The sequence below is a fragment of the Tolypothrix campylonemoides VB511288_2 genome, from assembly GCF_045999855.1.
GTDB lineage: Bacteria > Cyanobacteriota > Cyanobacteriia > Cyanobacteriales > Nostocaceae > Scytonema > Scytonema bouteillei_A.
Map to the genome: position 1 here is coordinate 306743 of NZ_JBFPMW010000001.1, position 26001 is coordinate 332743.

The window sequence follows — 26001 nt, forward strand, 5'->3', positions numbered from 1 at the left end:
AACAACTAAGTACTAACTAATTCCTAAGAGAGCTTTGACAGAACGTCCAATATTATTGGGTTGCATGGCATCCATCGCAGCAGTTGGTTCATAACCACAATGAACCATGCAATCCGCACATTTGGGATTCCCATTGTTACGACCGTATTGGTTCCAATCAGTTTTGTCTAACAGTTCTTGGAACGTCTTATAGTGACCTTCGTTGAGAAGGTAGCAAGGCTTTTGCCAACCAAGAACGCTGTAGCTGGGGCTACCCCAAGGGGTACAGTCATAGTCTTTCTCACCAATCAGAAAGTCTAAAAATAGGGGATTGTGATTAAAGTTCCAGTTTTTTCGACCTGTCTTATAAGGGGTTAGAATTTCTCGGAACAGCGAACGAGTTTGCTCGCGCTTGAGAAAATGGTCTTGGTCGGGTGCCCACTCGTAGCTGTAGCCTGGAGAAATTGTTATGCCATCAGTACCTAACGTGGTAAGAAAATCAAAGAGTTCCTGTATGTCTTTAGCATTTGTATCTTGAAAAACAGTCGTGTTTGTAACAACACGAAATCCCTTTGCTTTTGCAGCACGAATTGCTTGAACTGCAATATCAAACACTCCTTTGCGGTCTACACATTTGTCGTGTAATTCCCTCATTCCATCTAGATGCACGTTAAAAGATAGGTAAGGGGAAGGCTGGAACTTATCCAAGCTCTTTTCCAAGAGTAAGCCGTTGGTACAGAGGTAAATAAACTTTTTGCGTTCTACCAATCCCCGTACAATTTCATCAATTTGAGGATGAAGCAGGGGTTCTCCTCCAGGAATAGCGACAACTGGCGCACCGCACTCTTCCACTGCGGCAAAGCATTCTTCAGGAGATAAATGCTGCTTTAGAATCTCTTTGGGATGCTGTATTTTGCCACAACCAGAACAAGCTAAATTACACCGGAATAGGGGTTCTAACATGAGCACCAAAGGAAAGCGCTTGCGTCCCAACAGACGTTGAGTCACCAAGTACTTACCTATTTCCATTGCTTGTTGTAAATGAATTCCCATAATTCTCCTCTACACCATGACACGCACTCAAGCGAAAAACAGTTTACGTTGAACAAACAAACCGAGAGCGGCTATAACTTTGAGCGGTTCTTTTGCATTTACCGATAAAAAGCCAGTAAAAAGTTACTATTTTTATGCTACATCAATGTATTTCTGAGCTACAAACCAATTTACGGCATCTTGTAAAGCCTTTATAATAGGAGACTGGGGCAACCCCAGTTCTCTCACCGCTTTTGAAGCGTCGTAGTACATTGTTTGACGTGCCATGCGAACCCCATCTAAAGGAACGGAGGGAGTTTTGCCCAAAGGAGCAAGCATTTTTTCGTCTACCCAAGCAACGCTCAATGGTATCCAATAGGGGATGGAGATGTGAGGAGCGGGTATACCTGTAATTTCGGCAAGCTGTTCTAATAGGATTTTGAAAGACAGGTTTTGGTGACCTAGAATATAGCGATCGCCTGTTTTTCCTTTTTCCAAAGCTAAGATATGCCCCTTTGCGACATCGCGCACATCAATAAAATTCAAACCTGTATTCAGGTAGGCAGACATTTGTCGTCGGAGAAAGCGTAAAATTATATCACCAGTGGGAGTCGGTTTTATATCCATCGGACCAATAGGACTACTAGGATTCACTATGACAATATCTTGACCGGAACGCACGGCAAGATGAGCTTCTTGCTCGGCAAGATACTTAGACTTTTTGTAGTAGCCAATAAGTTCCTCAAGAGGACTTTGATGAGTTTCATCCACAATTTTTCCCGATTTATCGACACCAATAGCTGCAACAGAACTGGTGTATACTGTTCGTTCAATACCTGCAGTACGAGCAGCCGCTAAAATATTACGAGTTCCCAGGACATTATTTTGGTATAGTGTATCTTTGTCAGATTGCCACAACGAATAATGAGCAGCAACATGGAAAAGAACTTGACAACCTCGAATTTTGCCGTGCAATTCCGGCTCGTTCAGATCGCCTCGAACAATTTCTACATCTAAGTTTTTTAAATTATCTAAATTGCTGTTCGATCGCACAAGTGCTTTGACATTATAGCCCTCTTCAAGTAGCAACCTAACTAAATTGGCTCCAACAAAGCCCGATCCACCAGTTACAAATGCTCGCTTTGTCATCAGATAAAAATCCTCTTTTAAAGTATGAAGTATAAAGTATGAAGGCAACTACAGCAGTAAATTGAGACAGATTGATGTATCATCCTATTTTTCATCCTTTATCCTCAATCTTTTTTTGACTTACCTTCGTTTAGAAAGTGAAACCTTTCCTTCTACCATCTGCCATTTGCCTTTCTTCTGGTAAGGTAGATACAAGGATACCGCTTATTCGCTAACCTCATACCTATGGCTGCAACGCTCATTCAGAGTCCTGATAAGGTATTACTGAAAAATATTAGCTGGCAAACGTATCAATCTCTAGTTAAGGACTTTGAGCAGCAGCCAGCAATTCGTCTCACCTACGATTGCGGTTTACTAGAGATTAGAATGCCATTAGACCCCCATGAAACTTATAAAAAACTACTGGGACGTTTAGTTGAAGCCCTTACAGAAGAACTAGAAATTGAAATCCGTAGTTTAGGGTCTAGGACGTGCGCTCGCGAAGATTTAGGAAAAGGGCTTGAACCCGACCAATGTTATCATATCCAAAACGAACCAGCAGTTTGGGACAAAGAGCAAATCGATCTGACGCAAGACCCACCTCCAGATCTTGCCATCGAAGTTGATATTACAAGTAGTTCCATTAACCGACTCGATATCTACTTAGATCTAGGGGTACCTGAAGTTTGGCGATCTGATGGTCAATCATTAACCATATGCATTCTAGAAAATAGAAAATACCAGCTACGCGATCGCAGTATTGCTTTCCCATTGTTAACAACCCAAGACATTGAAAGGTTTTTGAATCTGAAGAAAACAACAAAAGAAAATGCTCTCATCCGCATATTTCGGCAATGGGTTAGGGAAAATATTGACGCAAAAGAATGATAGTTTAATCTCTAAAAAGTCGTTCTTCTTCCCTAACCGCTAACCCCTATACAGACAGGTACAAAATTTGAAAATTTCTATTGATGTCATTCTCGTTCCTCAAGGAGCGGAATATAAATCTGTTTGCAAAGGATTAAAACGTGTTGCGGTTCCGAAACCAACCGTTTTTCCAATTCCCATGGGTACATCAGCACTAAAAAATTATTTAAAAACATGGCAGCAATCTGTACGCCTCCATCCACATTCGAGAGTTTTGCTAATGGGCTTATGTGGAAGTTTGTCAGCCCAATATAATGTTAGTGACATTGTGGTATACCGCAGTTGCATTTTTTCCTTAAAAACAGAAAATCAAGAGTTTCCTCCTTCTGTTTCTCAACTCTCCTGCCATCCAGAATTGACAGCAACACTGCTAAATAAATTAGCAACCAAAAAAGCTTTTACGGGTGTTGGATTAACAAGCGATCGTCTTATCTATTCTGCTAATGAGAAAATGCATCTAGGCCAAACGTACAATGCCAACGTTGTAGATATGGAAGGATTTGTTGCACTAGAACATCTGAGTCAATTGGGTATTGCTGTAGGTATGGTGAGAGTTGTGAGCGATGATGTACGCTATGATATACCGAATCTCACCAATGCGTTAAATTCTGATGGTTCTTTACAACCACTTCCGTTAGCAATGGGACTACTTCGAGAACCAATTGCGGCGACGCGACTGATTGTTGGTTCTCTAAAAGGACTACAAGTATTGCAAGAAGTGACAACTGCTTTGTTTGCTAACAGAGCAAATTATTAGGACTTACAGAAAGCCCTACTTTTAAGAGATATGAGGCTCGTAAAATTAAAATATTCGTAGTGGGGTATTGCGATTGCAGATGGGGTGCTGGTTAATTGAGATGGGAGGTACTAATTAGACTCAATATTTTTCTGTGCAAAGTGCAAACGTATATTTAACTACAACACACTGTTTCAGTGAAGTGGGGAAAGTGGGTTTAGTAGGATATTTTGTAGTAACCATTGATTATGCGCTTGATAATTAATAACTTAATGCATAGTACACAGTAAGTCCAAATATTGGCAGACCACAAAGCTTCTTTTTGAATTTCCCAATTATAGAGAAAATATAAAGAATTTCTTAAAACAATTGTAAAAATCAACGTTGTATTATTCATGCTTCTTTTCTTAGTAAGTATCCCTGCTTATACTCAAACAACCATCAATTAGTACAAGACCCAGAACTAAATGAGTATTCAAAACGAGCCAGTCTTTAAGATACCAGCCAGACAAAACCCTGTAGAAAATTTATCTCAAAAGACACCAAACCCAATGGGTGTATTAGATACCTTACAGTTAGTTCTTCAAACAGGAGGACCTGGTTGTTGTATTTTTGCCATCAACAATGCTTGCAACGCCAATTGCGGGTTCTGCAATTTCGCACGAGATACACTTTCCAAAGAGCAATGGAAATTTGTAGATTGTGAAGAAGGTATAGAATCCATAAATATTCTGTTTCGTGAAGGAATTCGCTACCTCGTTTTTACCGGAGGTGAACCCACACTCAATCCAAATCTGATCCGCTTTGTCGAACATGGTACGCGGTTGGGTATCAAATGTATGGTAGTGACGAATGGCGGACTTTTAACGGCAACCAAAATTAACCAACTTGCTGATGCTGGATTGTCTAGCTTCATCATTTCTGTGGATGCAGCAACTCAGTCAGCACACGAGAAAAACCGTGGTTTAGAAGGTGTATGCAATAGGATTAAAGAAGCTAACAAACTACTAGCAGATATAGGAATGCATGCTACTGCTTCAGTCACAATGAGTCACCTAGTAGACTATGACGCACTTCCTAATTTTCTCAAGTCTCTCGGTTTTAGGTCGGTTGTTTTTTCCTACCCACTCACGCAACTTTCTTCCACTTTTCTAGGTTACTCTGATAGTGGGTTGGTAACACATACTAATGACAGCCTTTGGCAGGCTTACGAGAAAATTAAGCAAATGAAAAAGCAATTCCAAGTAGTAAACCCAACTCTTTCCTTAGAGGAAATGCAGCGGTTTGTGCGAGATGAGGATCAAAAGTATCCTTGCCTTGGAGGATACCGATTCTTCTTTCTCGACTGGAATTTACAGATGTGGCGCTGCCACTTCTGGCATGAGCCAATGTGTTCAATTTACGAGTTCGATAGCTCCAAGCTTGTGCGTGATGGTTGCACAAAATGCATGATTAACTGCTACAGAGATCCGAGCCTTATGCAACATATTGCTGTATCAGTACACGACGCTTATGAGTCAGTAAAGCAAGGGAAGTTGTTAAATGCAGTAAAAACTTTGGCTAGTAAAAAGAACCTTGATTCTTTACGATCTGTTATAGAAGAACTGCCTTGGATTATACGATTCTAATTGTGGCTTCGCGCATTTACTACATAACAAGCTGTGAACTACCCCAGCTGAAAGCGCAAGCTAAGTTGGGGTAGTTTACTTACTTACCCTCACTGTTTGAGGTAACCATCTTCTATATTGGCAATTCCATCTGCTAAGTCTAAAATTCGGGGATCGTGAGTCACGATTAAAACCGTGCAGCCTTGTTCTTTTGCCAGCCCGCGCAATAATTCCATTACCACATGCCCGCTATGAGAATCTAAAGCAGCTGTTGGCTCATCTGCCATAATTAACTGTGGCTGACCAGTTAAAGCACGCGCGATCGCAACTCGTTGTTTTTGCCCTCCAGACAAATCGCGAGGAAGTTGCTTTGCTTTATCGCCCAATCCAACAAGTTCGAGCATAATTTGGGCTTGTTTGCGTGCTAGCCTTCCGCGAAATCCTTTCACATTCAAGGCTGCTTCTACATTTTCAATAGCTGTCAGTGCGGGAAATAAGTTGAAATCTTGAAAAATAAAACCAATATTCTCTCTTCTAAAGCGCGAGAGCTGAGTTCTAGACATTTTAGTGATCTCTTGTCCCAGGAGGTACACCTTCCCAGATGTGGGTGTTAGCAGCCCTGCTAAAATCGAGAGTAAAGTCGTTTTGCCAGAACCAGACGGTCCCATCAAAATTTCTATATCACCTTTTTTGATTGCCCAGTTAATCTCTTTAAGAATTTGAAAGTTCTGCTGCTTGGACTGAATAGTCATTTCCACTTTTTCAGCAGCAATAGCAGCTACTGAAGAAGTATAGCTATGATATCTGTTATTTGTTAACTCATCAGAGTTCAATTTAAAATCAGCCATTTTCTCCTATTCTTCGCATATTATACATATCAACTTTTTAGTGAAAAATTGTTTTGTACGTTAAATCGCAGGCATAAACTCCTTACTATTTTGTAGCAAATACCACTTTCTTGTGTGTATGGAGAACTACTGTAAGAAAGCTATCCTTTAAATACAATGGCTGGATCTACACGAGTTACCTTTTGAATAGCAAAGATAGCCGAACAAACACACATCAAAGCTGTAATACCCAGAACCACAGCTGCTGAAGTTGGTGTAATGAGAATCACTATTCCCTGCGACGTTGCTGTCCAGGCTGCTACTCCCAGGCAAACAGCCATACCCGGTATGTAACCTATAATTGCCATCCACAGTCCTTGCTCGATAATGACACTATATATAAACCAATCAGACGCTCCCATTGCTTTAAGCGTTCCAAACTCTTTGATATGATCTGTGACAGAAGCGTAAAGAATTTGGCTCACAACCACCGATCCCACAACAATCCCAACCACAGCACCAATACCGAGAACAAATCCAATTCCAGATCGTTCTTGCCAATAACTTTGTGTCACTTCAGCCATTGCCTCGCGAGTATAAGCACGCGTATCCGGCAGAGTTTCTTCCAACTTCCGCTTGAGTTGTTCTATATTTTGACCGGGTTTTGCTCTAATCAAAATAAAGCTAATCGGGTCTGTGGATGCTATCTTTTTGGGAGAAGAACCAGTGTCACCGCTCGGAGACGCTGTCTGTGAACCGTAATTAGCATACGAGTTCGCAGTTTCCAAAGAGGTGAACATTAAAGTCCCAAAAACAATTGATTGAGTTCCTTCGGTAAACCCAACCAACTTGGCAGGTATATTATTAATTTCTCCTACTTCACCTAATTTTTGTAAATTTAAGGATTTCAAGCTAGTTTGGTCGATGATAAACCGATAAGGTTCCTTGAGAGCGCTAAAACTTCCATTGATAATATTAGAGGTAGGAAACAACATTCCTCCCGGTGCTGCACCAACCATTGTGATTGCGCTTATTTTGTCTGACTCAAGTTCGTGCCAAAGCCCACCGCGAATGATAACTCCTTCAGCTTGAGAGACACCTGCTACCTGACGAGCTTTTGCCACTTGCTCGTAATTTATCGGTGTAGTTAGCCCTATGTGCTGCATATTTTTGGAACTTACCCAAATATCAGCACGAGATTGAGAAATTAACTGGGAAGAGGATCGGGCAAAGCCGTATTGCAGTCCTGTTTGAATTGTGACTAAACTAACGGCAAACATAATTCCTGCTTGCGCTACAAGAAAGCGAGGAACATCTTCAAGTAAGTTTTTACGAGCGATAGAAGTCATAATAAGTGCTAATGGTTAATGGTTAAGGCTGATGGCTAATGGCTGATGGCTAATGGAGAAACTATTAACAATTAGCTATTAGCTATTAGCTATTAGCTAATGAGAATATACTCGTCCTTTCCAGGCTCCTCCACGCTTTTGCCAATGACGCAACGCAGAATCTAATGTCATTAGTGTGTACAGAGATGCGATCGCGCTTAAGCAAAATGCGAATAAAGGGGAACAACCATAAAATTTAACTGTGGGGAAGTAGGCGTAAGACATAAGCAGCCAACCACATAAGCCCACAATCGCTACGAGCCAATTTCCGGCGATCGCTCCGGAAATGGCACATAGAGGTGGCACTACATAAACAAGTATCATTCCGCATATAGTAACTATTAACATCCCTAAAGAATAATGTAGCTGTGTAAAAGCGGTTCGGGCTACCATATTCCAAATTGTTTCCAAGGATGTATAAGGTCGCAAGCTATGGGTTGAGTGAGTTAGCCCCAACCAAATTCGACCTCTTAATGAAGTTTTTGGGATTGGCGATTCGGGATTAGGTGCAGACAAGATAGGATTATTTTCTACCTTGTCCCCCTGGTCTACCTTGTCCTCCCCTGCCCCTCGTCTCTTCTTCACTGCCTGAGCTAGGGTACAATCATCAATAAGTGCGGTACGAATGCTCTCAATACCGCCAATTCCGTATAAAGCTTCACGGGTTATCAAGATACATCCGCCGGCTGCTGCTGCTGTTGGTTTTGTGGGATCGTTAACCCAAGGGAAGGGATAGAGTTTTTGAAAGAAAAAGACAAAGGCTGGAATGAGTAGTTTTTCCCAAAAATGCTCGCACCTCAGTTTTACCATCAGGGAAACAAGCTCTAAATTTTCTTGTTGCGCTTTCACAACTAAGGAACGGACATTCAAAACATGATGTTTAATATCGGCATCGCTAAGGAGAAAATAATCTGGTGGCTCTTTGAGCGTTTCTGTATACTGAAGTCCTTGATGTATCGCCCATAACTTTCCCGTCCAACCAGGAGGGAGTGGCTCGGCAATCAAAACCTTTAATTGCTCGGTTTTGTTAAGTTCATTGGCAATGTTAAAAGCAACACTAGCAGTTCCATCTGTACTTCGGTCGTCTACCAAAACAACGGAGAGAGAACCAGGATAATTTTGGGTAAGGAGCGATCGCAAAGAAATTGGCAGTAAATCGGCTTCATTTCTTGCAGGTACAACAACGCATACTCTGGGGAATATGGGTAAATCTGTTTCATGTCCTGTCAATTGTTGGTCGCACCGCCAAAACTGACCCCAAAAACCTACGAGTACAATCCAAATGGTTAAGGATAGAACCGAAAGCCACAACCCAATTTCAATGCTCATTGTATTTTCATATTTCTATATACAACACACTACAATAGCCATAGCAATGCTTCAAGAGACAATTCTTGTCACGCAAGATTGTAATAAAAAACTGGCAATTTGTTGGGATGACTGCTCGTTGATAGTAAAACTTTTCTTTTGAATTCTTGACCACATAAAAAACCCATTACAATGCAACTTATAGTAGGAAAATAATTTTGCCTACAGACTACTCGTGTATGGAAGTTGTGAGGAGAAACGGAAAACTATGCAAACTCAGGACAAACAGACAGTTTCCCGTATACAAAAAGCGATCGCAGCCAGTCAGAATTATCTTCTTTCTCTTCAATATCCGGATGGTTATTGGTGGGCTGAGCTAGAATCAAATGTTACGATTACTGCCGAAGTCGTCCTTCTACATAAAATTTGGGGGACGGACAGTACAAGAGCGTTACACAAAGTAGAAGCGTACCTGCGTGCTCAACAACGAGACCACGGCGGTTGGGAACTTTTTTACGGGGATGGAGGCGAACTCAGTACCTCAGTTGAAGCATACATGGCATTGAAACTGCTTGGTGTTTCAGAAACAGATCCAGCGATGGTAAAGGCGCGGAAGTTTATCTTAGAGCACGGTGGTATCAGCCGGACTCGTATTTTTACCAAGCTACACCTGGCATTAATTGGTTGCTACGACTGGCGGGGTATTCCTTCATTACCACCTTGGGTGATGTTATTACCCTCCAATTTTTTATTTAATATCTACGAAATGTCTAGCTGGGCCAGGTCAAGTACTGTCCCACTACTGATTGTTTTCGATCGCAAACCAGTGTTTGTCACCAATCCAGCTATCTCTTTAGATGAACTTTATACCGAAGGTGTTGAGCAAGCTAAATTTGAGTTACCCCGTCAAGGTGATTGGACAGATATATTCATCCTCCTTGATAATGCTTTTAAATTAGCAGAAACCTTGAATTTAGTGCCTTTCCGCGAAGAAGGTATTCAGGCTGCAGAACGATGGACATTAGAGCGACAAGAAACAACAGGTGATTGGGGCGGTATTATTCCTGCTATGCTCAATTCACTGCTAGCTTTACGCACTTTGGGTTATGACGCTGCAGACCCCATTGTCCAAAGAGGATTGCGAGCCGTTGACAATTTTGTTATTGAAACAGAGAATACCTATACAGTACAACCTTGTGTTTCCCCGGTTTGGGATACTGCTTGGGTGATGCGATCGCTCGTTGCTTCTGGATTAGCACCAGATCACCCTGCGGTTGTCAGAGCTGGAGAATGGTTGTTAAACAAGCAAATTTTGGATTACGGTGATTGGTCGGTGAAAAATCGCCAAGGCAAACCGGGAGCTTGGGCATTTGAATTTGACAACCGCTTTTATCCCGACGTAGATGATACAGCCGTGGTGGTCATGGCGTTGGATGCAGTCAAACTTCCCAACGAAAAATTGAAACAAGCAGCGATCGCTCGTGCTGTTCAGTGGATTGCTTCCATGCAATGTCGGGCTGGTGGTTGGGCTGCTTTCGATCTGGATAACGACCAAGATTGGATCAACCTGATCCCCTATGGGGATCTCAAAGCCATGATCGATCCAAATACCGCAGATGTTACAGCCAGGGTATTAGAAATGCTTGGTGGCTGTAACCTGTTTATTGAGGATGACAAACTTGAACGAGCAATTACCTATCTTTTGCGAGAGCAAGAACCGGAAGGTTGCTGGTTTGGTCGCTGGGGCGTCAACTATATTTATGGAACCAGTGGAGTTTTAGCAGCTTTAGCTCTCATAGCTCCTGAAAGAACCCAAGTCCGGATTGAAAAAGGTGCTGCTTGGTTAGTTGGCTGTCAAAATACTGATGGTGGTTGGGGAGAAACTTGTAGAAGCTACGATGACCCAAGCCTAAAAGGTAAAGGAACTAGCACCGCATCTCAAACAGCTTGGGCTGTGTTGGGATTAATAGCTGCAGGTGAAGCAACGGGTAAGTTTGCGCGTACAGCGATCCAACGGGGAATCCATTATTTAACAGAAACACAAAAACCAGATGGCACTTGGTACGAATCAGAGTTTACAGGAACTGGCTTTCCAGGGCATTTCTATTTGAAATATCACCTCTATCAACAAGTCTTTCCTTTGTTGGCTCTGAGTAAGTACCAAGAAGTATCACATCTGTTCTAACGTGAAGTACCCTAACCTGCTTCGTTGAGGTTGGGGCTTCCAACTTCATTGAAATCATTAAAACGCCTCCTTTTCTCTTGATAATAGAGAGAAGAGGAGACAAATTCCGAACAAAAATCATTTCCCGCAGTTCCTACCAAAAAGACTTGAAAGTCATTTTAAAAAATGAATGAGTTGAGAGTAAAATTAGAACCAATTTGAACAGCCATTTCAAGCTCAAAATCTTCGAGTTCTTCTACTTTATGAGCGTTGCTTGTACCGTAAATTTGAGATAATCGCCCTGTTTGTGCTAGCACATTTCGTACTTCTAAGTTAGAAATCTCCGCCAAATCTCGCTGTTGTGCGATCGCAATTCCTGCAGCAATTCCCACTCCCTGACCGACAGCACTGTTGAATTCTACAATTCTCCCAGGAAGACAGGCATAACCAATAAATCCAGATGCAGGACTAATGACTGCTAAGTTAGGTACATCTTTAATCAAAGCATGCTGAATGCCAATGTTAAAGAGCGGTGGGTTTTCTAACACTTTGCGGTCAAAACTTTTTTCAGTGACTTTGCGATCTAAACCTTCAATTCCACTGCGAGTGTTGAAATGGTAGCCAAAGGTTCCTAATGCTTCTCTTTTAGGTACGCCACCTGCTAGCATTTCATATCCACACAGGGGTTTAACTGCTCCTAAAATATTACCTGCGTGCCTGATATAGAGTTCGGGTGCGTGTTTAACTTCAGAAGCACCAATGCTTTCAAACCACTTCCTTACAAACAGCATCTCGTTGAGTATTTCTAAAGTTGGTTTGGCTTTAGCCCGTGCGAGTCCTTCTGCTTGTTCGGCATTCACTTTATATAACAAAGCATTCCAAGACAATCGACCTTTAGATAAAATTGTTATCTTGCCTTTGTCAAAAACAGCATTGCCAGATTCTATGTCGATAGGTGTCCCTCTCACAGCATGATAGGCAATAGATATCGCCCTACTGCGTATATCTATATAATCTTTGCCAACTATCATTGTTTTGAGATTACCATCTTCATCTAGTAAGTCTTCTCTTAACTGTTTTGCGATCGCTGCACTCCCACCTGCTGCAATATCTATCCACTTTCTGGCTTCTGGATCGACTGGATTTGTTAAAAATTGCAAATAATCTAACTCTAAATTCTGGAGTTTTTCAATACTCAACCCGTAGGTTTCAAACACTAAGGTTACGGCTAATTCTGAATCTGGTAAACCAAATGTTTGAAATCCCTTCAGTTTTTTCACCCCACATGAAAGTGCCAATTCCGCATTGACAGTGCAATCAATAAACTGTTTTCCCAAACAAGTTTCATCTTTAGTCAGTTTGATTCCCTTGATTTTTTTTCCTTCTGCGATCGCAGACTCAATTTCTATATTGCTCTCTATCTCCACACGCGCTTCATACAACATTTCTCGCAACACGGCATCTGCTTTGTCTGGATCGAGAGCAATATGTTCCACACCAGCCCGTTGCAAAAACTCGTGATAGATTGCTGGGGGATCGCCAAACATTTCTAAATTTAGCGATTGACGAATTGCAGGAGGTACGACACAACGATTGAGGTAAGACAATCGACCCCGTACTAAATGACCTCCGATCCCAACCTTAGCATTTCCTTTAAACAGGAGTAGAGTTCGAGGGTACTGATTCTTTTGACGGTAGTATTCCCTTACTGCACAAACTAAGGCAAGAATGCCAGGGACTTCATCTCCAAAGCAAATAATGTCGTATGTGCGGACTGTGGAAGGGACACTGACTTGAGACATAGTCTTTTCAAGCAATAACTCTTGTCTTTTAGAGCCTGAGTGACTCACAGCTACAGCATACACTTTATTTCTTGCCTGGTGTTCTTCGCTATACTTTTCTCACTACTTGCAAGAAAGATTATCATACTTGACGAGTGTCTGAAAACAAGCTAGAAATCAAAAGATAACACACCGCCGCGCTCTAAACCTTTCAAAAGGTTCAGGGTCAAGCGTTATGTGTAACGTCAAGTATCCCTGCTATATCTAAACAAATTGATTTTCTATGACTCAATTAACCGTACCTGCAAAGAATGCTGTTTCCGATATTCCTAAGAGAGGAATGCCTGTAACCATCATTACGGGATTTTTAGGGAGTGGCAAAACCACACTCTTAAATCAAATATTAAAAAATAAACAAAACTTAAAAGTCGCCGTCCTGGTAAATGAGTTTGGCGATATCAACATTGACAGTCAGTTACTAGTTTCTGTAGACCGGGACATGGTAGAGCTAAGTAATGGCTGTATTTGTTGTACAATTAATGACGGATTAGTAGATGCAGTTTACAGAGTTTTAGAAAGAGAAGAACGCATAGATTATTTAGTGATAGAAACAACCGGTATTGCCGATCCCCTTCCGATTGTTCTCACATTTCTGGGTACAGAGCTTAGGGACCTAACAAACCTTGATTCTATCTTGACTGTTGTCGATTCAGAAGCTTTTAACTCCGAGCATTTTCAAAGTGAAGCGGCATTGAAACAGTTAACGTATGGAGATATTATTCTTCTGAATAAAACTGACCTTGTCACATCAGAAAAACTGCAAGAACTAGAAGCCTACATCCATAATGTCAAAGCGAGTGCAAAAATTCTGCACTCTACATACGGTCAAGTACCTTTACCATTAATTTTAGGTGTAGGCTTAAATTCACAAGATATTTGTGGTTTTGATGACGACACTTACGAAAATCACCATCACGACCATACTCACGCTCCTCACAAGCATCACCACCATCACGGTCATCACTCTCATCATTTAGAAAATGATGGATTTATGTCAATTTCCTTTCAAAGCGATCGCCCTTTTGATATGAACAAGTTCGAGGCATTCCTTACAGAAGATATGCCAGCAGAAGTTTTTCGGGCAAAAGGATTTCTTTGGTTCAATGATAGCGAATTACGCCATATCTTTCAACTTAGCGGACCTCGTTACCATTTATATGCTGATGAATGGACAACCGCACCTAAAAATCAGTTAGTAGTCATTGGCAGAAATTTAAACAAACAGAAACTTACATCACTGCTGAATAAATGTTTAGTGGTTAGTGGTTAGTGGTTGGTAATTAGTCGTAGGGGCGTAAGGCATTGCGCCCCTACACAATTAGTCGTAAAAATTACTACTAACCTCTAACTACTAAATTATTCAACGTCCTCCAGCCCAAGTGACCCATTTATGAGATAAGCCAGTGTGTGTCTTACCTCCGCTCATTTCATACTCAGTCACGGTAACTCCACTTAAATCAGCACCACTTAATTCAGCTTCATTGAAGTTGCTACCAATTAAATTTGCCTGAGTGAGATTAGCTCCACTTAAATCAGCACCACTCAATTCAGTCTCGCTAAGATTGGAACCACATAAATTTGCTCTCACTAAATTTGCACTCCGCAAATCACCTCGACTGAGGTTAGTTTTTTCTAAGTTAACATTGATTAAGTCTGCGCCAATTAAGTTGATTTCGCTTAAGTTAGCACCTATGAGATTAGCGCCACTCAAATCGGCATCTGTTAAATTTGCACGGCTTAAATCGCATCCACTGAGATCTGCACCCGTGAGATTTGCGCCACTTAAATCTGCTCCACCAAAGTTTGCACTACTTAAATCAATATCGCTGAGATTTGCTTGATGCAAATTCATACCATTAAAATCCCGTTCTCCTGCTGCATATCGACTCAGGAGCTCGTTAACATCCATATCGTCTGCCTCGCAATTGTGAATGAAGGAATCCTCTCTTAAACCACACTCGATATAATTTGCTTAGCTGCTAGCAACTTGACTTCTCAGAAAGTACTTACAGTATTATTTATTCTGCTAGATTTTTTTGCTTTTGGAGCATTTACTTAATGGAAGTATACTTGCCTTCTCTACTGGTGAGTCAGCGCTACAGGTCTGCGTTTTCTGGTTCATTAAAATAAGTTCATAATTCAGATACAATTATTTTATTAATGTTTCATAACTCAACATCTCAATAAGAGTCTTTTCGATGGTTTGACTTACGAGTTGATTTCCCTGTAAATTTAAGTGAATGTGGTCGTGATACAATGCTTTAGGAGATTGAGTAGAATTAAACACGGGCAGAAAATCTATGTAAGTTATGTTTTGTACTCGACAAAACTCATTAAGGCGATCGCGTGACTTAATTTCATAATCTCTCGGTCCCGGCTGACCGATTTCACGAAGCAGAGGAGTCATCACGAGTAGAAATCGACTCTTCCCTTGTAGTGCAAATGCTTGAATTTTACCAATAGCATCCAAATTCATACCGACTCGATCGCCGCCTTCTTTCTGCAAAGCCTCCAACTCTGGAATGGGTTTTGGTTTTAACACATAACGGTTCAAGAATTCCGCCATAGCAAAAGGTGGTTTTCGCTCTGGATAGTTGCGATCGCGTCCGACTGGTAACGAAGTCGGAGCCGTTGCGAACAAGTCATCTGTGTTAATGACCAACACCACAACTTGAGCGTTAAAATTCCCAAACTTGTGCAAGTAAGCCAATTCATTTCGGGGACCCCAAGAGTTAGCAGAAGCATTAAGTACTTCTACTTGTGAAAAACGGCTGGGAATAACTGGTGGGAGAGAATAACTCATTAAGCTAGAAATAGTCTTATCCTGGTCAGTCCACCACCCTCCGTTAACAATAGAATCACCCAACAGGAGTATTCGTAAGGTAGAAGATGAAATAGATGTTTTTACTGGTGCGCCTCGCATAGAATACTCATTAATTTCGATACGATTGCCAAAGCGCTTGGTACGCTGGTTGGGGGCTAATAAATAGCCAATTTTCTCATCTGTAATGTAGGTGAGGGGATTGCCAAAACCAAACAACCAGCGCAATCCCACCTCCAGAACAACAAATAATCCAATAACAATTACCACACTGACAACGAGAAAAGCTTTCACTACTACAGACCTCTAGTAAATTTTTGTAAATAAAAATTTGATAGAAAGAGTTCCAACTTACACTATTTTCTGTAAAAAGTACCAAGTATCATCCTGTATAAAAGAAGATGCCATACCTTTTGGTATAAGTAATTATGTCGATGTCAACACTATCAAAGTTGAATCATAATAATTAGCAGAAAGTTTGCAGAAAATGCGAACCCAACGACTACAATCGACTTGATCGAGTTCTATGGAGTAGGCTGATAAAGCTATGTCCGACTTAAATCGAGGAATCATGAAATTTGATGGCGCTGACTCCCCAAGACTAGTCACCACCTTCTCCGTGGTACTTCTGGGAGCGATTGCAGCACTCATCATTTGGGCGCTACAAGCTGCCTACGCAGTCCACTAATGTTTGATTAGCGGACTCTCAGCCATTGAGACGCTAAGTTATCCTAAAGAGGTCATCTCGAACCGACTCCTAGCTGTTTTCAATCGCAGTTGTTAAGTTCGGGATGACTGGGAGCTTAAGTCTTATCGCTTACCCAAGACCTAACTGGGCTATTGGGTGAAAGTGCGATCGCAAGTCTTGTTATTTTATAATTTAAGGAAAATTTTAGATTTCAGATTTTAGATTTTGGATTAACAATAAATCTAAAATCAAAATCAAAAATGCTAGAACTTTGGGGTATTGTAATTATTTGTATTATCTGTCCCCTCCTGGGTGCGCTACCGCTTATTGCCTGGATTACCCAAGCCCTAGCTAAGCGGAAGATAGCACAATTGGGGACAGGGAACATTGGTGTCTCATCTGCCTTTTACCACGGTGGTACCTTGGTAGGAGTGCTGGCAGTCGTATCAGAAGCGCTTAAAGGTATTGCAGCTGTCTTACTTGCCCGTGTTATTTTCAAAGATGGATCGGCGTGGGAACTCGTTGCTTTAATTGCCTTGGTATTAGGGCGATATATAGCAGGTCGAGGCGCAGGTACGACAAATGTGGTTTGGGGATTTGCCGTACACGATCCTCTAGCGGCAACATTTGTACTTTTGCTAGCTAGCGTTAGTTTTACGATTGTCCGCTCCAGACAACTGGCAAAATTCGGGATTTTAATTTTGTTTCCACTGCTTGTGGGGATTTTGCATAGCGAAGACCCATCCCACGTTTTAGCTGCGGTTGCATTAGCGGCTTTACTGGGTTGGATTTACAAACAAATGCCTGATGATTTGGACTTACCCGTTGAACGGGCGCAACCGGACACGCAAGCAGCATTTAAATTTTTCCGTGGCGAACAAGATACTCTGACCCTGGATGACGATCTAGATGCTAGTGTTGTCGGACAAAAAGCAGCCAGACTTGCAGAAGTGAAGCGTTGGGGTTATCAAGTTCCAAAGGGATGGGTACTGGCTCCTTATGACGATCCCTCACCATTAATAGAATTGCTTCAGCCATCGCGTTTATTTCCCCTTGTCGTTCGTTCCTCAGCTATAGGAGAGGATACGGAACAGGCTTCGGCTGCAGGTCAGTATGTCACGGTGTTGAATGTGACGACAAAGAAGGAATTGAGCGATGCGATCGCACGCTGTCAAGCTTCCTACAATAGTTCATCAGCAGTACAATACCGCAGCGATCGCGGAGTCTATGATGGAGCAATGGCAGTTCTTGTTCAGCAACAGGTACAGGGAGTCTACTCTGGAGTTGCTTTTACCCGCGATCCCATTACCAAGCAAGGTGATGCTGTTGTCATCGAAGCATTACCGGGAAATGCAACTCAGGTAGTTTCCGGACGAACTACGCCAGAACAATATCGTGCATATATTGCGGATACAGACAACCTCAGTTCGATAGAACTAGAAGGTCAAGGAAGCATCCCACCTGCTTTAATCAAGCAAGTTGCATATCTATGTCGGCGCATTGAGTTGCGTTACCACGGAATTCCTCAAGACATAGAATGGACTTTTGACGGTAAAACTCTGTGGGTGTTACAAGCACGCCCAATAACAACACTGCTACCGATTTGGACTCGGAAAATTGCAGCAGAAGTTATTCCAGGACTGATTCGTCCGCTCACTTGGTCGATCAATCGTCCGTTAACTTGTGGTGTTTGGGGAGGAATTTTTGCTTTGGTTCTGGGCGAACGTTCTGTAGGGTTGGATTTTAACAAAACAGCAACTTTACACTACTCCAGAGCTTACTTTAACGCTTCGTTGTTGGGAGACATATTCCAGCGTATGGGTTTACCTCCCGAAAGTCTAGAGTTTCTAACACGGGGAGCAAAAATGAGTAAGCCCCCGGTAGAGACAACTTTACGCAATTTGCCTGGATTGTTACGGTTAGTTTGGCGAGAAATCTGTTTAAAAATGGATTTTCAATGGGACAACCGCAAGTGGTTTGCTCCTGCTTTGTCTCAGTTAAGCCAGGAGTCAGTAGAAGATCTCGACCCGGTGAAGTTAGTCGCCAGAATAGAAGAGATTTTGGAATTGCTTCGCCGTGCGACTTACTATAGTATTATGGCTCCTTTGAGTGCGGCATTGCGGCAAGCAATGTTTCGAGTAAAAGATGAGGAACTTGACAATAGCAAAACTCCAGAAATAGCGGCGTTGCGAAGTCTCCAAGAATTAGCTGCTTCCTCCCGCAGAATAATACCCGATCTCAATCCAGATAAGGCATTTGAGGAGTTAGAGCAGACGCCTGAAGGACAAGAAATTCTCTCACAATTTGAGCATTTGCTAAGTCAATACGGTTACTTAAGTGAAGTCGGAACTGATATTGCTATCCCCACTTGGCGGGAAGATCCATCGCCAGTCAGGAACTTGTTCGTGCAGTTCATGCAGCTGAGCGAACCAGTACCAGCCAAACAAAAAGGCAAGAAAAAAAGAGGTATTGTACAAAGCCGTGTCGATTTAAAGGGGCGAGTGACCGAGGTATACTCCCGACTTTTAGCTGAATTGCGTTGGTGTTTTGTTACCTTAGAACAAATGTGGTTGAAATCCGGTTTGCTGGAAGAACCAGGAGATATATTTTTCTTGGATTTTGAAGAAATACGGCGTCTCGTGGAAGGTTTTGAGCCAGATTTTGTGGATAGATTACACGATTTGGTGAAATTAAGAAGAAACGAACTTGACTGCGACAGTCAGTTAGAGCCAGTGCCTTTGTTAGTTTACGGTAACGACCCCCCCAAATTTCCGTTCCGAAGTGCGATCGCTTTGCCCGATCAAGTCCTGCAAGGTATTCCTGCTAGTCCCGGACAAGTCGAAGGAAGGGTAAAGGTGTTGCGAAGCTTACAAGCTAGCTTAGATGTCGATAAGGATACTATTCTGGTAGTTCCTTATACTGATTCTGGATGGGCTCCTTTGTTAGTGAGAGCGGGTGGATTGATTGCTGAGGCAGGGGGAAGGCTTTCTCACGGCGCTATCATTGCTCGTGAATATGGAATTCCCGCAATTATGGATGTTAAAAGTGCTACATGGATATTGCAAGATGGTCAGAGGGTAAGGATGGATGGATATAGGGGTATTGTAGAGATATCCAATGATTTGAGACCCGAACAAGAACCCGAATGAAATTTACCTCTCTCAATGACTTACCAGAAGAACCCGTTTCCCACAATCCTAAAATTAAGAAAAAGGTGATGCTGCGTAATGGCGATTTGCCTCACCTTACCAACTTTTCTCAATCCCGTTTTGCTCCCGGACAAACAGCACCAGCCCACGCCCATAAGGATATGTGTGAGGTATTCTTTGTGGAATCCGGTTCTGGATTCATTCGCATTAGCGAGCGAGAATACCCTCTTGTTCCGGGAAGTTGTGTTGCTGTTGAACCGGGAGAATTTCATGAAGTGGTAAATAGCGGTTCAGATGAATTAGTTTTAACCTATTTTGGATTGAGAGTTGAAAATTTATAGTGAATTAATCTTTGCTGTTGTATGCACAACCCAATAAAAAAGATTAAGTAATATTGATGGAAATATGAGTAGGGTAGGCATTACCAACCACAAGAAATATATTTTAGTTATGGACCCAGTTACAACCGCCCAATGAAAAACCGCGCACTGCTGTTAGTTAATAGCCAAGCCCGTAAGGGAGAAAAACGCTTACCAGAAGCGATTCGTTGTCTTGAAGAATTGGGTTTGGTTTTGATTCAAGAAACTACCCAAAAACCACAAGATCTCTATGAAATGATTCTTCGCTACCAGCAAGAAGTTGATTTAATCATTATTGGTGGTGGTGATGGAACCCTCAATGCTGCGGTAGATGCTTTGGTTGAGACTCGTTTACCACTGGGAATTTTGCCTCTAGGAACTGCTAACGATTTAGCTAGAACTTTGAAAATTCCCAACTCTATACCTGAGGCTTGCAAAGTTATTGGCAAAGGAGAAATTGCACGCATTGATTTAGGTGAAGTGAATGGCAAGCACTTTTTTAACGTTGCTAGCTTGGGATTGAGCGTACAAATTACCGAGAAACTAACGAAAGAAGCCAAGCAGCGTTGGGGAATATTTGCCTATGCGATCGCTGCAGTAAAAGTCATTTGGGAATCGCGACCTTTTAGTGCAGAAATTCGGATCGATGGTCAATCAATTCAAGTGAAAACGGTACAAATTGCTGTAGGTAACGGTCGCTATTACGGCGGCGGTATGGCAGTGGTTCATGATGCCTCAATTGACGATCGAAGATTGGATTTGTACAGTTTGGAGATTCGACACTGGTGGCAAATAATTCCTATCATACCTACAATGCGGCAAGGACGGCACATTCATTGGTCTGGTGTTCGTTCTCTTTCAGGCGAACACATTGAAGTGTATACTCGAAAACCACGCCCTATCAATACTGATGGTGAAATAACAACATATACTCCCGCTCAATTCCGCGTTCTTCCCCAATCTTTAAGTGTATTTGTTCCATCAGAGACTAGTGACCAGTGACCATTCACGCACGCTCAATGCACCTCAAATTCTCTCAAGATATTAAGTCCCTGCTGCAAAGGCTATCCGAACAGCCACTTAGCCTTGGGGATATATTGGCTGAAACCTCAGAGCGAGGATTTTGCCTGGTGATTGTATTATTGGTACTGCCTTTCCTATTTCCCATCCCACCCGGTTTAACAGGTCCCTTTGGTGGTGCTGGTTTAATACTATCAGTACAGATGGCTTTGGGAAGGCGATCGCCTTGGCTACCGCAAAAAATAGCTCAGTATAAATTCCCTCGGGCTTTTGTTGAAATACTTCTACAAAACTTGAGACGAGTCACTAGATTGTTAGAAAAAATCACCCGTCCCAGGATGGCAACAATTGCAAACCATCCTTTTATTTGGAGAATCAACGGACTTTGTATTTCTTGGTTAATTCTTCTACTGATTTCACCAATTCCTTTCACCAATCCCATTCCCACCGTTGGAATATTGCTGCTTGCAGTAGCTACGATAGAATCTGATGGTTTATTAATGTGCCTTGGTTATATTTTTACTGTTTTAACAACTTTATTCTTTGGATTTATTTTTTATGCTTTGTTGATGGCTCCAAGTTTATTGCCTCAAATTTTCCGATAAAAAAGCCCTCAGCCACAGACTGAGGGCGGCAATTAGGGTGCATCTACCATCTCTATATCCCCCTCGTCTGTCTCTACCTCCGGAAAGAAGAAAAAATTTGACGGCTAAGTTTGCTCCGCTCTCCGACTTCTTTGAGACGCTGGGGATCTGGGAGCCTCCTCGCATCACTCGTTCCGATAGCTCAGCCTGGGATACCTTAAGAAGAGGCTCCGCCTCCTGCACCCGCTCTGCAACCTGAGGCAGAGCCTCACATTTTAGTAGGCAGGTAGTAATGAGTAAAACTATTTTTTGGAAAATAATATGGACAAAAAGTTAATAGAAGAAGCAGCAAATAAAAATACATCTGGCGATCGCCTACAAGAATTAGCGGCAATGGATACAAATTTAGCCGCGATCGTTGCTCAAAATCCTAATGCTCCACCTCAAGTATTAGCTCAACTATATTATAATTTCCATCCAGATATTAGAAAGACATTAGCACAAAATCCAAATACTCCTATCCATATTTTGTGGAACTTAGCACTTGAATTTCCAGAAGATTTCTTATCGAATCCTATTTTAGAAATTTTATTTTTAGAAAATCCTAATTTCGTCAAAGACATTCCAATTGAAACTTTGGTAACACTTTTAAAATACGAGCAAATTCCAAGTTTCTTATTTGATTTTGCCTCGAAACAAAACAATAGGAAAATTGCTTTATCAATGCTAATGAATCCTAAAACTTCTCTCTACTACCTAGTAAACTTATTTGAAATATTTGATGAACCATCACATTCCTACTATCAGCATTCTTGGCGAGAAAATGAATATTATGATGCATGGGATATTTTATTAAACATAGATTTTCATGTAAATTGGGAGCAAGAACTGAAGCACGGATGGCAAGAAGAAGTTCTGAAATATATTATTTCAACTCGTTATACTGACACCAGTTACAAGCAATTTTTGACAAAAATTTTTAAATCCGAAATAGATATTTTATTTCAAAATACAGTCAAAGATTCGCCAGAAGATTTGACATATAAAAATGTTTATCGTGTAGTTCTAGAAAAATTTTTTCGTTTTCCAGAGCAAGGAAAAAAACGTAAAATTTTAGCTATTGAGGAAAAACTTTCATTAGCGAGAACTACTACCGATATTAATACCTTAACCCAATTGTTAACAGAGGAAGACAAGCATTTTAAAATAAAAACAGCAATGCTTGAAAATCCTTATCTGCCAGAAGAAATATTAAGTAAAATCTTGGATAATTTAATCAAAAGACGAGACTGTATTAATCTTATTACAAGTTATCCCGAACGCGAAGTTTTTAAAAGAGCTAAAATCCCCAGTCAATTTTTGGAAAAAATGGCACAAAAAAAGAATGATGAATGGCAACTTTTTGTTGCCACACATCCTAATACACCAATTTATATTCTTGAAAAATTGGCTCAATCTTCTAACAAAGGAATTGTTGCTAATGTAGCTAAAAATCCCAGCACACCTAAAAATATTCTTTCTAAACTCGCTAATGATGATTGGGAGATAGAATGTTCTGTAGCTAAAAATCCTAATGCTCCTGAAAAAATCTTAAGAGATTTAGCCCAGCAAAATAGTTATTTTGTCAATTTATCTTTAGTTGGTAATCCAAATCTTCCAACTAGTGTCTTCGATATGTTAGCAGAAAACAGTAGTAATGACTTTAGTTTAGCACGTAACCCCAGTACACCTACAGAATTATTGAAAAAAATCGCTTTGCGTGGAAATAATGATCATTGTACACTTATTCTTCTTGTTCAACATCGAAATGTTAACGTTGAAATTTTAGAAATACTAGCTAAAAGTACAGACTCCGAAGTTCGTCTTAATGTTGCTAGAGAAGCTACAACGCCATTACACATTTTAGAAAGATTAGCTGAAGATTCTGATGACAAGGTTCGCTACGCTATATTAATGAATCCCAATTTAACAAAAGAAGATTTTTTACGATTAATTGACAAAATCTATCATAAAGAAAGCTACTCTTTGGGTTACTTACTGGCTTTATTAGATACTAATGTCTCGCCAAGTTTTCTCCAAAAAAATGCTGAATCTTTAGTATGGATCGAACGCTATATAATTGCACTACATCCTCAAACACCTCGAAAGACTTTACAACATCTGGCTAAAGATGCTAATCGATATATACGTGCTGCTGCTTTAGAACGCTGTCAAACTTTTTAACAAAATCTTCCAAAAAAAATTGTGGGACGTTACTCACAGCCTAAGTAACCTCCACTCTTCTTCATCAATTTCCCCACTGACTTCTCTAATCAGCATTAAATATCTGTTGAACAGTTAAGTTTAATTCTGGGAATGTTGGAGAATGAATACGGTCGTTATTTCTAAATTTAGTCATTTGGTATTCACCTTCTATTAACGAGCAAATAAAGATAGTGGGTATTTTAGGGTTACCAAGGAATGAGCGTCCACCTAAAGCCAAGTAATCGACAATCCAATATTCTGGAATACCAATTTGTTCGTAAATAGCATACTTAATATAATAGTCATCCCGCCAGTTGGTACTAACGACCTCAACTATTAAAGGAATAGATGCATCCTGAGTTACAGTAGATTCTTTTTTCCAGAAAGGTTCAAACTGCAAATTATCTTTGTTAACTATCAAAATATCTGGTGAATAAGCTGATTCATTTTCTAAAGGCTTAACTAATGCTGTTTTAGGGATTAGGTAGCGAAGACTTAACCGATCTAACTCCGTACCCAATTTTTTAGTTAAAAAGCCAGTGACTTCTTCATGTTCTCCAAGTGGTTGTGCCATTTCGACAATTATTCCATCATGTAGTTCATAACGTTTCCCTTCTGGTTTCCATTCGATAAATTCTTGAAAACTAATTCGACTAGATAGTGGTTGTAGCATAGTTGATGATTTAAAATTTCTGCTTCTTTTTTTTCATCTACTATTTATTCTACAGTTATCATCCTTTGCAACACTTGCTTAATTGTATCAGATGGCACTTCATCGGTAATTGTTACAGTTCCAATCTGTGTTGGCAAAATAAACCTGACTTTACCAGCTTTCACTTTCTTATCTAGTTGCAAAGCATCAACTATGGCGTCAATATCTAACCCGGATGGCAGTTGAGTTGGTAAACCTGCTTTTTGAATCAGGGAATCTTGACGTTCTGTCTCTTCTTTTTGCCACATTCCCAGTTCTACTGCAATCTGCCCTGCTGCTACCATACCAATAGCAACTGCTTCACCGTGATTGACAACACGGTAACCTGTCAAGCTTTCTACTGCATGACCGATGGTGTGTCCGTAGTTGAGAATCGCTCGCAGCCCTGCTTCTTTCTCATCTTTACTAACGACATCAGCTTTCGCTTGACAAGAGCGCGTCAAGATACTGTCTGTTAACTCGGGTTTGATATAGCGCATTTGGTCAAGACGTTTGCTCTGTTCCATCTCGCTAAATAATTGAGCATCCCAAATGACACCGTATTTAATCACTTCTGCCATTCCCGCACGAAACTCCCGCACTGGCAAAGTTTTTAGGACTTCTGGATCTATAAGAACCAAGCGCGGTTGATGGAATGCACCAATCAAATTCTTTCCTCGGGGATGATTGACACCAGTTTTGCCACCGATTGATGCATCCACCATAGCTAGGAGTGTTGTTGGTACTTGTACAAAGTTAATCCCCCGCAACCAAGTAGCTGCTGCAAAGCCAGTCATATCTCCAATAACGCCACCTCCTAATGCCACCATTGTTGATGAGCGTTCTATACGATTTTCTAAAGCAGTATCGTAAATTTTTTGCACTGAGTTTAAGGTTTTATAGCGTTCGCCTGGTGGTAAGGCGCAGCTTGAGACTTCAAATCCAGCAGTTTCTAGAGAGCCAATTGCCCTTTCTCCATAATGCTTAAATAATGTTGGGTTTGAAACTATAAGTACCTTCTTGCCCAGCTTTAGATGAGTCATATATTCACCCAGCTTATCCAGACCGCCGGGTGCGATCGCAATTTCATAGGACTGCTGCGGTAGATTCACGTCAATAACAGAAGCCATTACCAAACCCCTTTCCAAGCACTATCGGGCTGTATTCTACAGCATAGGCATTATCGATTCCTGAATGTTAGACCCTTTTTATTTTCTTTTCTGTCTAATTTTTGGATATATCTTCCTTAAGGATGAGGGGGATGGGGGAGATGGGGGGGACAAGGAAGATAGTTGAGTGTCAGCCCGGATAAATGTTTCAATAGATTTATAAATGAATGTGGAGAAACACAAATGTTTGCTGCGATCGCTTACGTAGGATTCTTAGCCGTGTTCACTGGTATTGCGGTTGGTTTACTGTTTGGTTTGCGTGCTGCCAAAATTCTCTAATTTTTGAATCTCACGCAAAGGCGCAAAGACGCCAAAAAACCAGCTTTGCGACTTTGCACC

At 41.2% G+C, this 26001-nt stretch carries 22 protein-coding genes; 12 read left to right on the forward strand and 10 right to left on the reverse strand.

The window, feature by feature from the left end:
- Positions 1 to 12: 12 nt before the first annotated feature.
- On the reverse strand, positions 13 to 1032 hold the full coding sequence (gene hpnH, locus AB0756_RS01300) for an adenosyl-hopene transferase HpnH (RefSeq protein ID WP_038081005.1): 1020 nt from the start codon (positions 1030 to 1032) through the stop codon (positions 13 to 15).
- Positions 1033 to 1164: 132 nt separating this feature from the next.
- Positions 1165 to 2160 (reverse strand): hopanoid-associated sugar epimerase, encoded by a 996-nt coding sequence (gene hpnA / locus AB0756_RS01305; RefSeq protein WP_038081008.1) that lies wholly within the window; start codon positions 2158 to 2160, stop codon positions 1165 to 1167.
- Between the two features lie 225 nt (positions 2161 to 2385).
- Here hpnA and AB0756_RS01310 point away from each other — a divergent pair, with 225 nt between their 5' ends.
- From AB0756_RS01310 to AB0756_RS01320, 3 genes are all read left to right on the forward strand, one after another.
- On the forward strand, positions 2386 to 3027 hold the full coding sequence (locus AB0756_RS01310; protein ID WP_038081010.1) for a Uma2 family endonuclease: 642 nt from the start codon (positions 2386 to 2388) through the stop codon (positions 3025 to 3027).
- A 67-nt stretch (positions 3028 to 3094) separates the two neighbouring features.
- Positions 3095 to 3823, forward strand: a complete 729-nt coding sequence (locus tag AB0756_RS01315; RefSeq protein WP_336604399.1) for a 5'-methylthioadenosine/S-adenosylhomocysteine nucleosidase family protein — start codon at positions 3095 to 3097, stop codon at positions 3821 to 3823.
- A 446-nt stretch (positions 3824 to 4269) separates the two neighbouring features.
- Positions 4270 to 5430, forward strand: coding sequence for a radical SAM protein (locus tag AB0756_RS01320; RefSeq protein ID WP_050045534.1), 1161 nt, complete (start codon positions 4270 to 4272; stop codon positions 5428 to 5430).
- Positions 5431 to 5519: 89 nt separating this feature from the next.
- On the opposite strand, the gene AB0756_RS01325 is transcribed toward AB0756_RS01320, so the two are convergent.
- The 3 genes from AB0756_RS01325 to AB0756_RS01335 form a co-directional block, all read right to left on the reverse strand.
- Positions 5520 to 6257, reverse strand: coding sequence for an ABC transporter ATP-binding protein (locus tag AB0756_RS01325; protein WP_038081011.1), 738 nt, complete (start codon positions 6255 to 6257; stop codon positions 5520 to 5522).
- 140 nt (positions 6258 to 6397) lie between these two features.
- A complete protein-coding gene (locus tag AB0756_RS01330) occupies positions 6398 to 7585 on the reverse strand; it encodes an FtsX-like permease family protein (protein ID WP_038081014.1) in 1188 nt (395 codons plus the stop codon).
- Positions 7586 to 7681: 96 nt separating this feature from the next.
- Complete coding sequence (locus AB0756_RS01335; protein WP_038081015.1) at positions 7682 to 8953, reverse strand: glycosyltransferase; 1272 nt, start codon at positions 8951 to 8953, stop codon at positions 7682 to 7684.
- A 247-nt stretch (positions 8954 to 9200) separates the two neighbouring features.
- Here AB0756_RS01335 and shc point away from each other — a divergent pair, with 247 nt between their 5' ends.
- Positions 9201 to 11117 (forward strand): squalene--hopene cyclase, encoded by a 1917-nt coding sequence (gene shc, locus AB0756_RS01340; RefSeq protein WP_038081017.1) that lies wholly within the window; start codon positions 9201 to 9203, stop codon positions 11115 to 11117.
- 158 nt (positions 11118 to 11275) lie between these two features.
- Here the strand turns inward: shc and AB0756_RS01345 are convergent, their stop codons facing one another.
- On the reverse strand, positions 11276 to 12898 hold the full coding sequence (locus AB0756_RS01345) for an FAD-dependent oxidoreductase (RefSeq protein WP_050045565.1): 1623 nt from the start codon (positions 12896 to 12898) through the stop codon (positions 11276 to 11278).
- A 262-nt stretch (positions 12899 to 13160) separates the two neighbouring features.
- On the opposite strand from AB0756_RS01345, the gene AB0756_RS01350 reads away from it, so the two are divergent.
- Positions 13161 to 14207 (forward strand): CobW family GTP-binding protein, encoded by a 1047-nt coding sequence (locus AB0756_RS01350; protein WP_038081018.1) that lies wholly within the window; start codon positions 13161 to 13163, stop codon positions 14205 to 14207.
- A 90-nt stretch (positions 14208 to 14297) separates the two neighbouring features.
- On the opposite strand, the gene AB0756_RS01355 is transcribed toward AB0756_RS01350, so the two are convergent.
- Together AB0756_RS01355 and AB0756_RS01360 are read right to left on the reverse strand one after the other, a co-directional pair.
- A complete protein-coding gene (locus AB0756_RS01355) occupies positions 14298 to 14846 on the reverse strand; it encodes a pentapeptide repeat-containing protein (RefSeq protein ID WP_038081019.1) in 549 nt (182 codons plus the stop codon).
- A 240-nt stretch (positions 14847 to 15086) separates the two neighbouring features.
- Entirely contained in the window at positions 15087 to 16052 is a 966-nt protein-coding gene (locus AB0756_RS01360; RefSeq protein WP_038081021.1) for an SGNH/GDSL hydrolase family protein, read from the reverse strand.
- A gap of 253 nt (positions 16053 to 16305) precedes the next feature.
- Between AB0756_RS01360 and AB0756_RS01365 the strand changes: the two genes are divergently transcribed.
- From AB0756_RS01365 to AB0756_RS01390, 6 genes are all read left to right on the forward strand, one after another.
- A complete protein-coding gene (locus AB0756_RS01365) occupies positions 16306 to 16446 on the forward strand; it encodes a hypothetical protein (protein WP_050045535.1) in 141 nt (46 codons plus the stop codon).
- A 260-nt stretch (positions 16447 to 16706) separates the two neighbouring features.
- The gene (locus AB0756_RS01370) at positions 16707 to 19595 is read left to right on the forward strand and encodes a glycerol-3-phosphate acyltransferase (RefSeq protein ID WP_038081023.1); all 2889 of its coding nucleotides are present in this window, start codon (positions 16707 to 16709) and stop codon (positions 19593 to 19595) included.
- On the forward strand, positions 19592 to 19936 hold the full coding sequence (locus AB0756_RS01375) for a cupin domain-containing protein (RefSeq protein ID WP_038081025.1): 345 nt from the start codon (positions 19592 to 19594) through the stop codon (positions 19934 to 19936). The genes AB0756_RS01370 and AB0756_RS01375 overlap by 4 nt, the downstream gene beginning before the upstream one ends.
- Before the next feature lie 132 nt (positions 19937 to 20068).
- Positions 20069 to 20956 carry a lipid kinase gene (locus tag AB0756_RS01380; RefSeq protein WP_038081027.1) on the forward strand — a complete coding sequence of 296 codons (888 nt, stop codon included), beginning with the start codon at positions 20069 to 20071 and terminating at the stop codon, positions 20954 to 20956.
- Positions 20957 to 20973: 17 nt separating this feature from the next.
- On the forward strand, positions 20974 to 21579 hold the full coding sequence (locus AB0756_RS01385; RefSeq protein WP_038081028.1) for an exopolysaccharide biosynthesis protein: 606 nt from the start codon (positions 20974 to 20976) through the stop codon (positions 21577 to 21579).
- 300 nt (positions 21580 to 21879) lie between these two features.
- A complete protein-coding gene (locus AB0756_RS01390) occupies positions 21880 to 23781 on the forward strand; it encodes a hypothetical protein (protein ID WP_038081030.1) in 1902 nt (633 codons plus the stop codon).
- An 85-nt stretch (positions 23782 to 23866) separates the two neighbouring features.
- On the opposite strand, the gene AB0756_RS01395 is transcribed toward AB0756_RS01390, so the two are convergent.
- Both AB0756_RS01395 and aroB read right to left on the reverse strand, forming a co-directional pair.
- A complete protein-coding gene (locus AB0756_RS01395; RefSeq protein ID WP_038081032.1) occupies positions 23867 to 24475 on the reverse strand; it encodes a Uma2 family endonuclease in 609 nt (202 codons plus the stop codon).
- 44 nt (positions 24476 to 24519) lie between these two features.
- Positions 24520 to 25623, reverse strand: a complete 1104-nt coding sequence (gene aroB, locus AB0756_RS01400; RefSeq protein ID WP_038081034.1) for a 3-dehydroquinate synthase — start codon at positions 25621 to 25623, stop codon at positions 24520 to 24522.
- A gap of 222 nt (positions 25624 to 25845) precedes the next feature.
- Between aroB and petL the strand changes: the two genes are divergently transcribed.
- Positions 25846 to 25941, forward strand: a complete 96-nt coding sequence (petL, locus tag AB0756_RS01405; RefSeq protein WP_038081036.1) for a cytochrome b6-f complex subunit PetL — start codon at positions 25846 to 25848, stop codon at positions 25939 to 25941.
- Positions 25942 to 26001 lie beyond the last annotated feature (60 nt).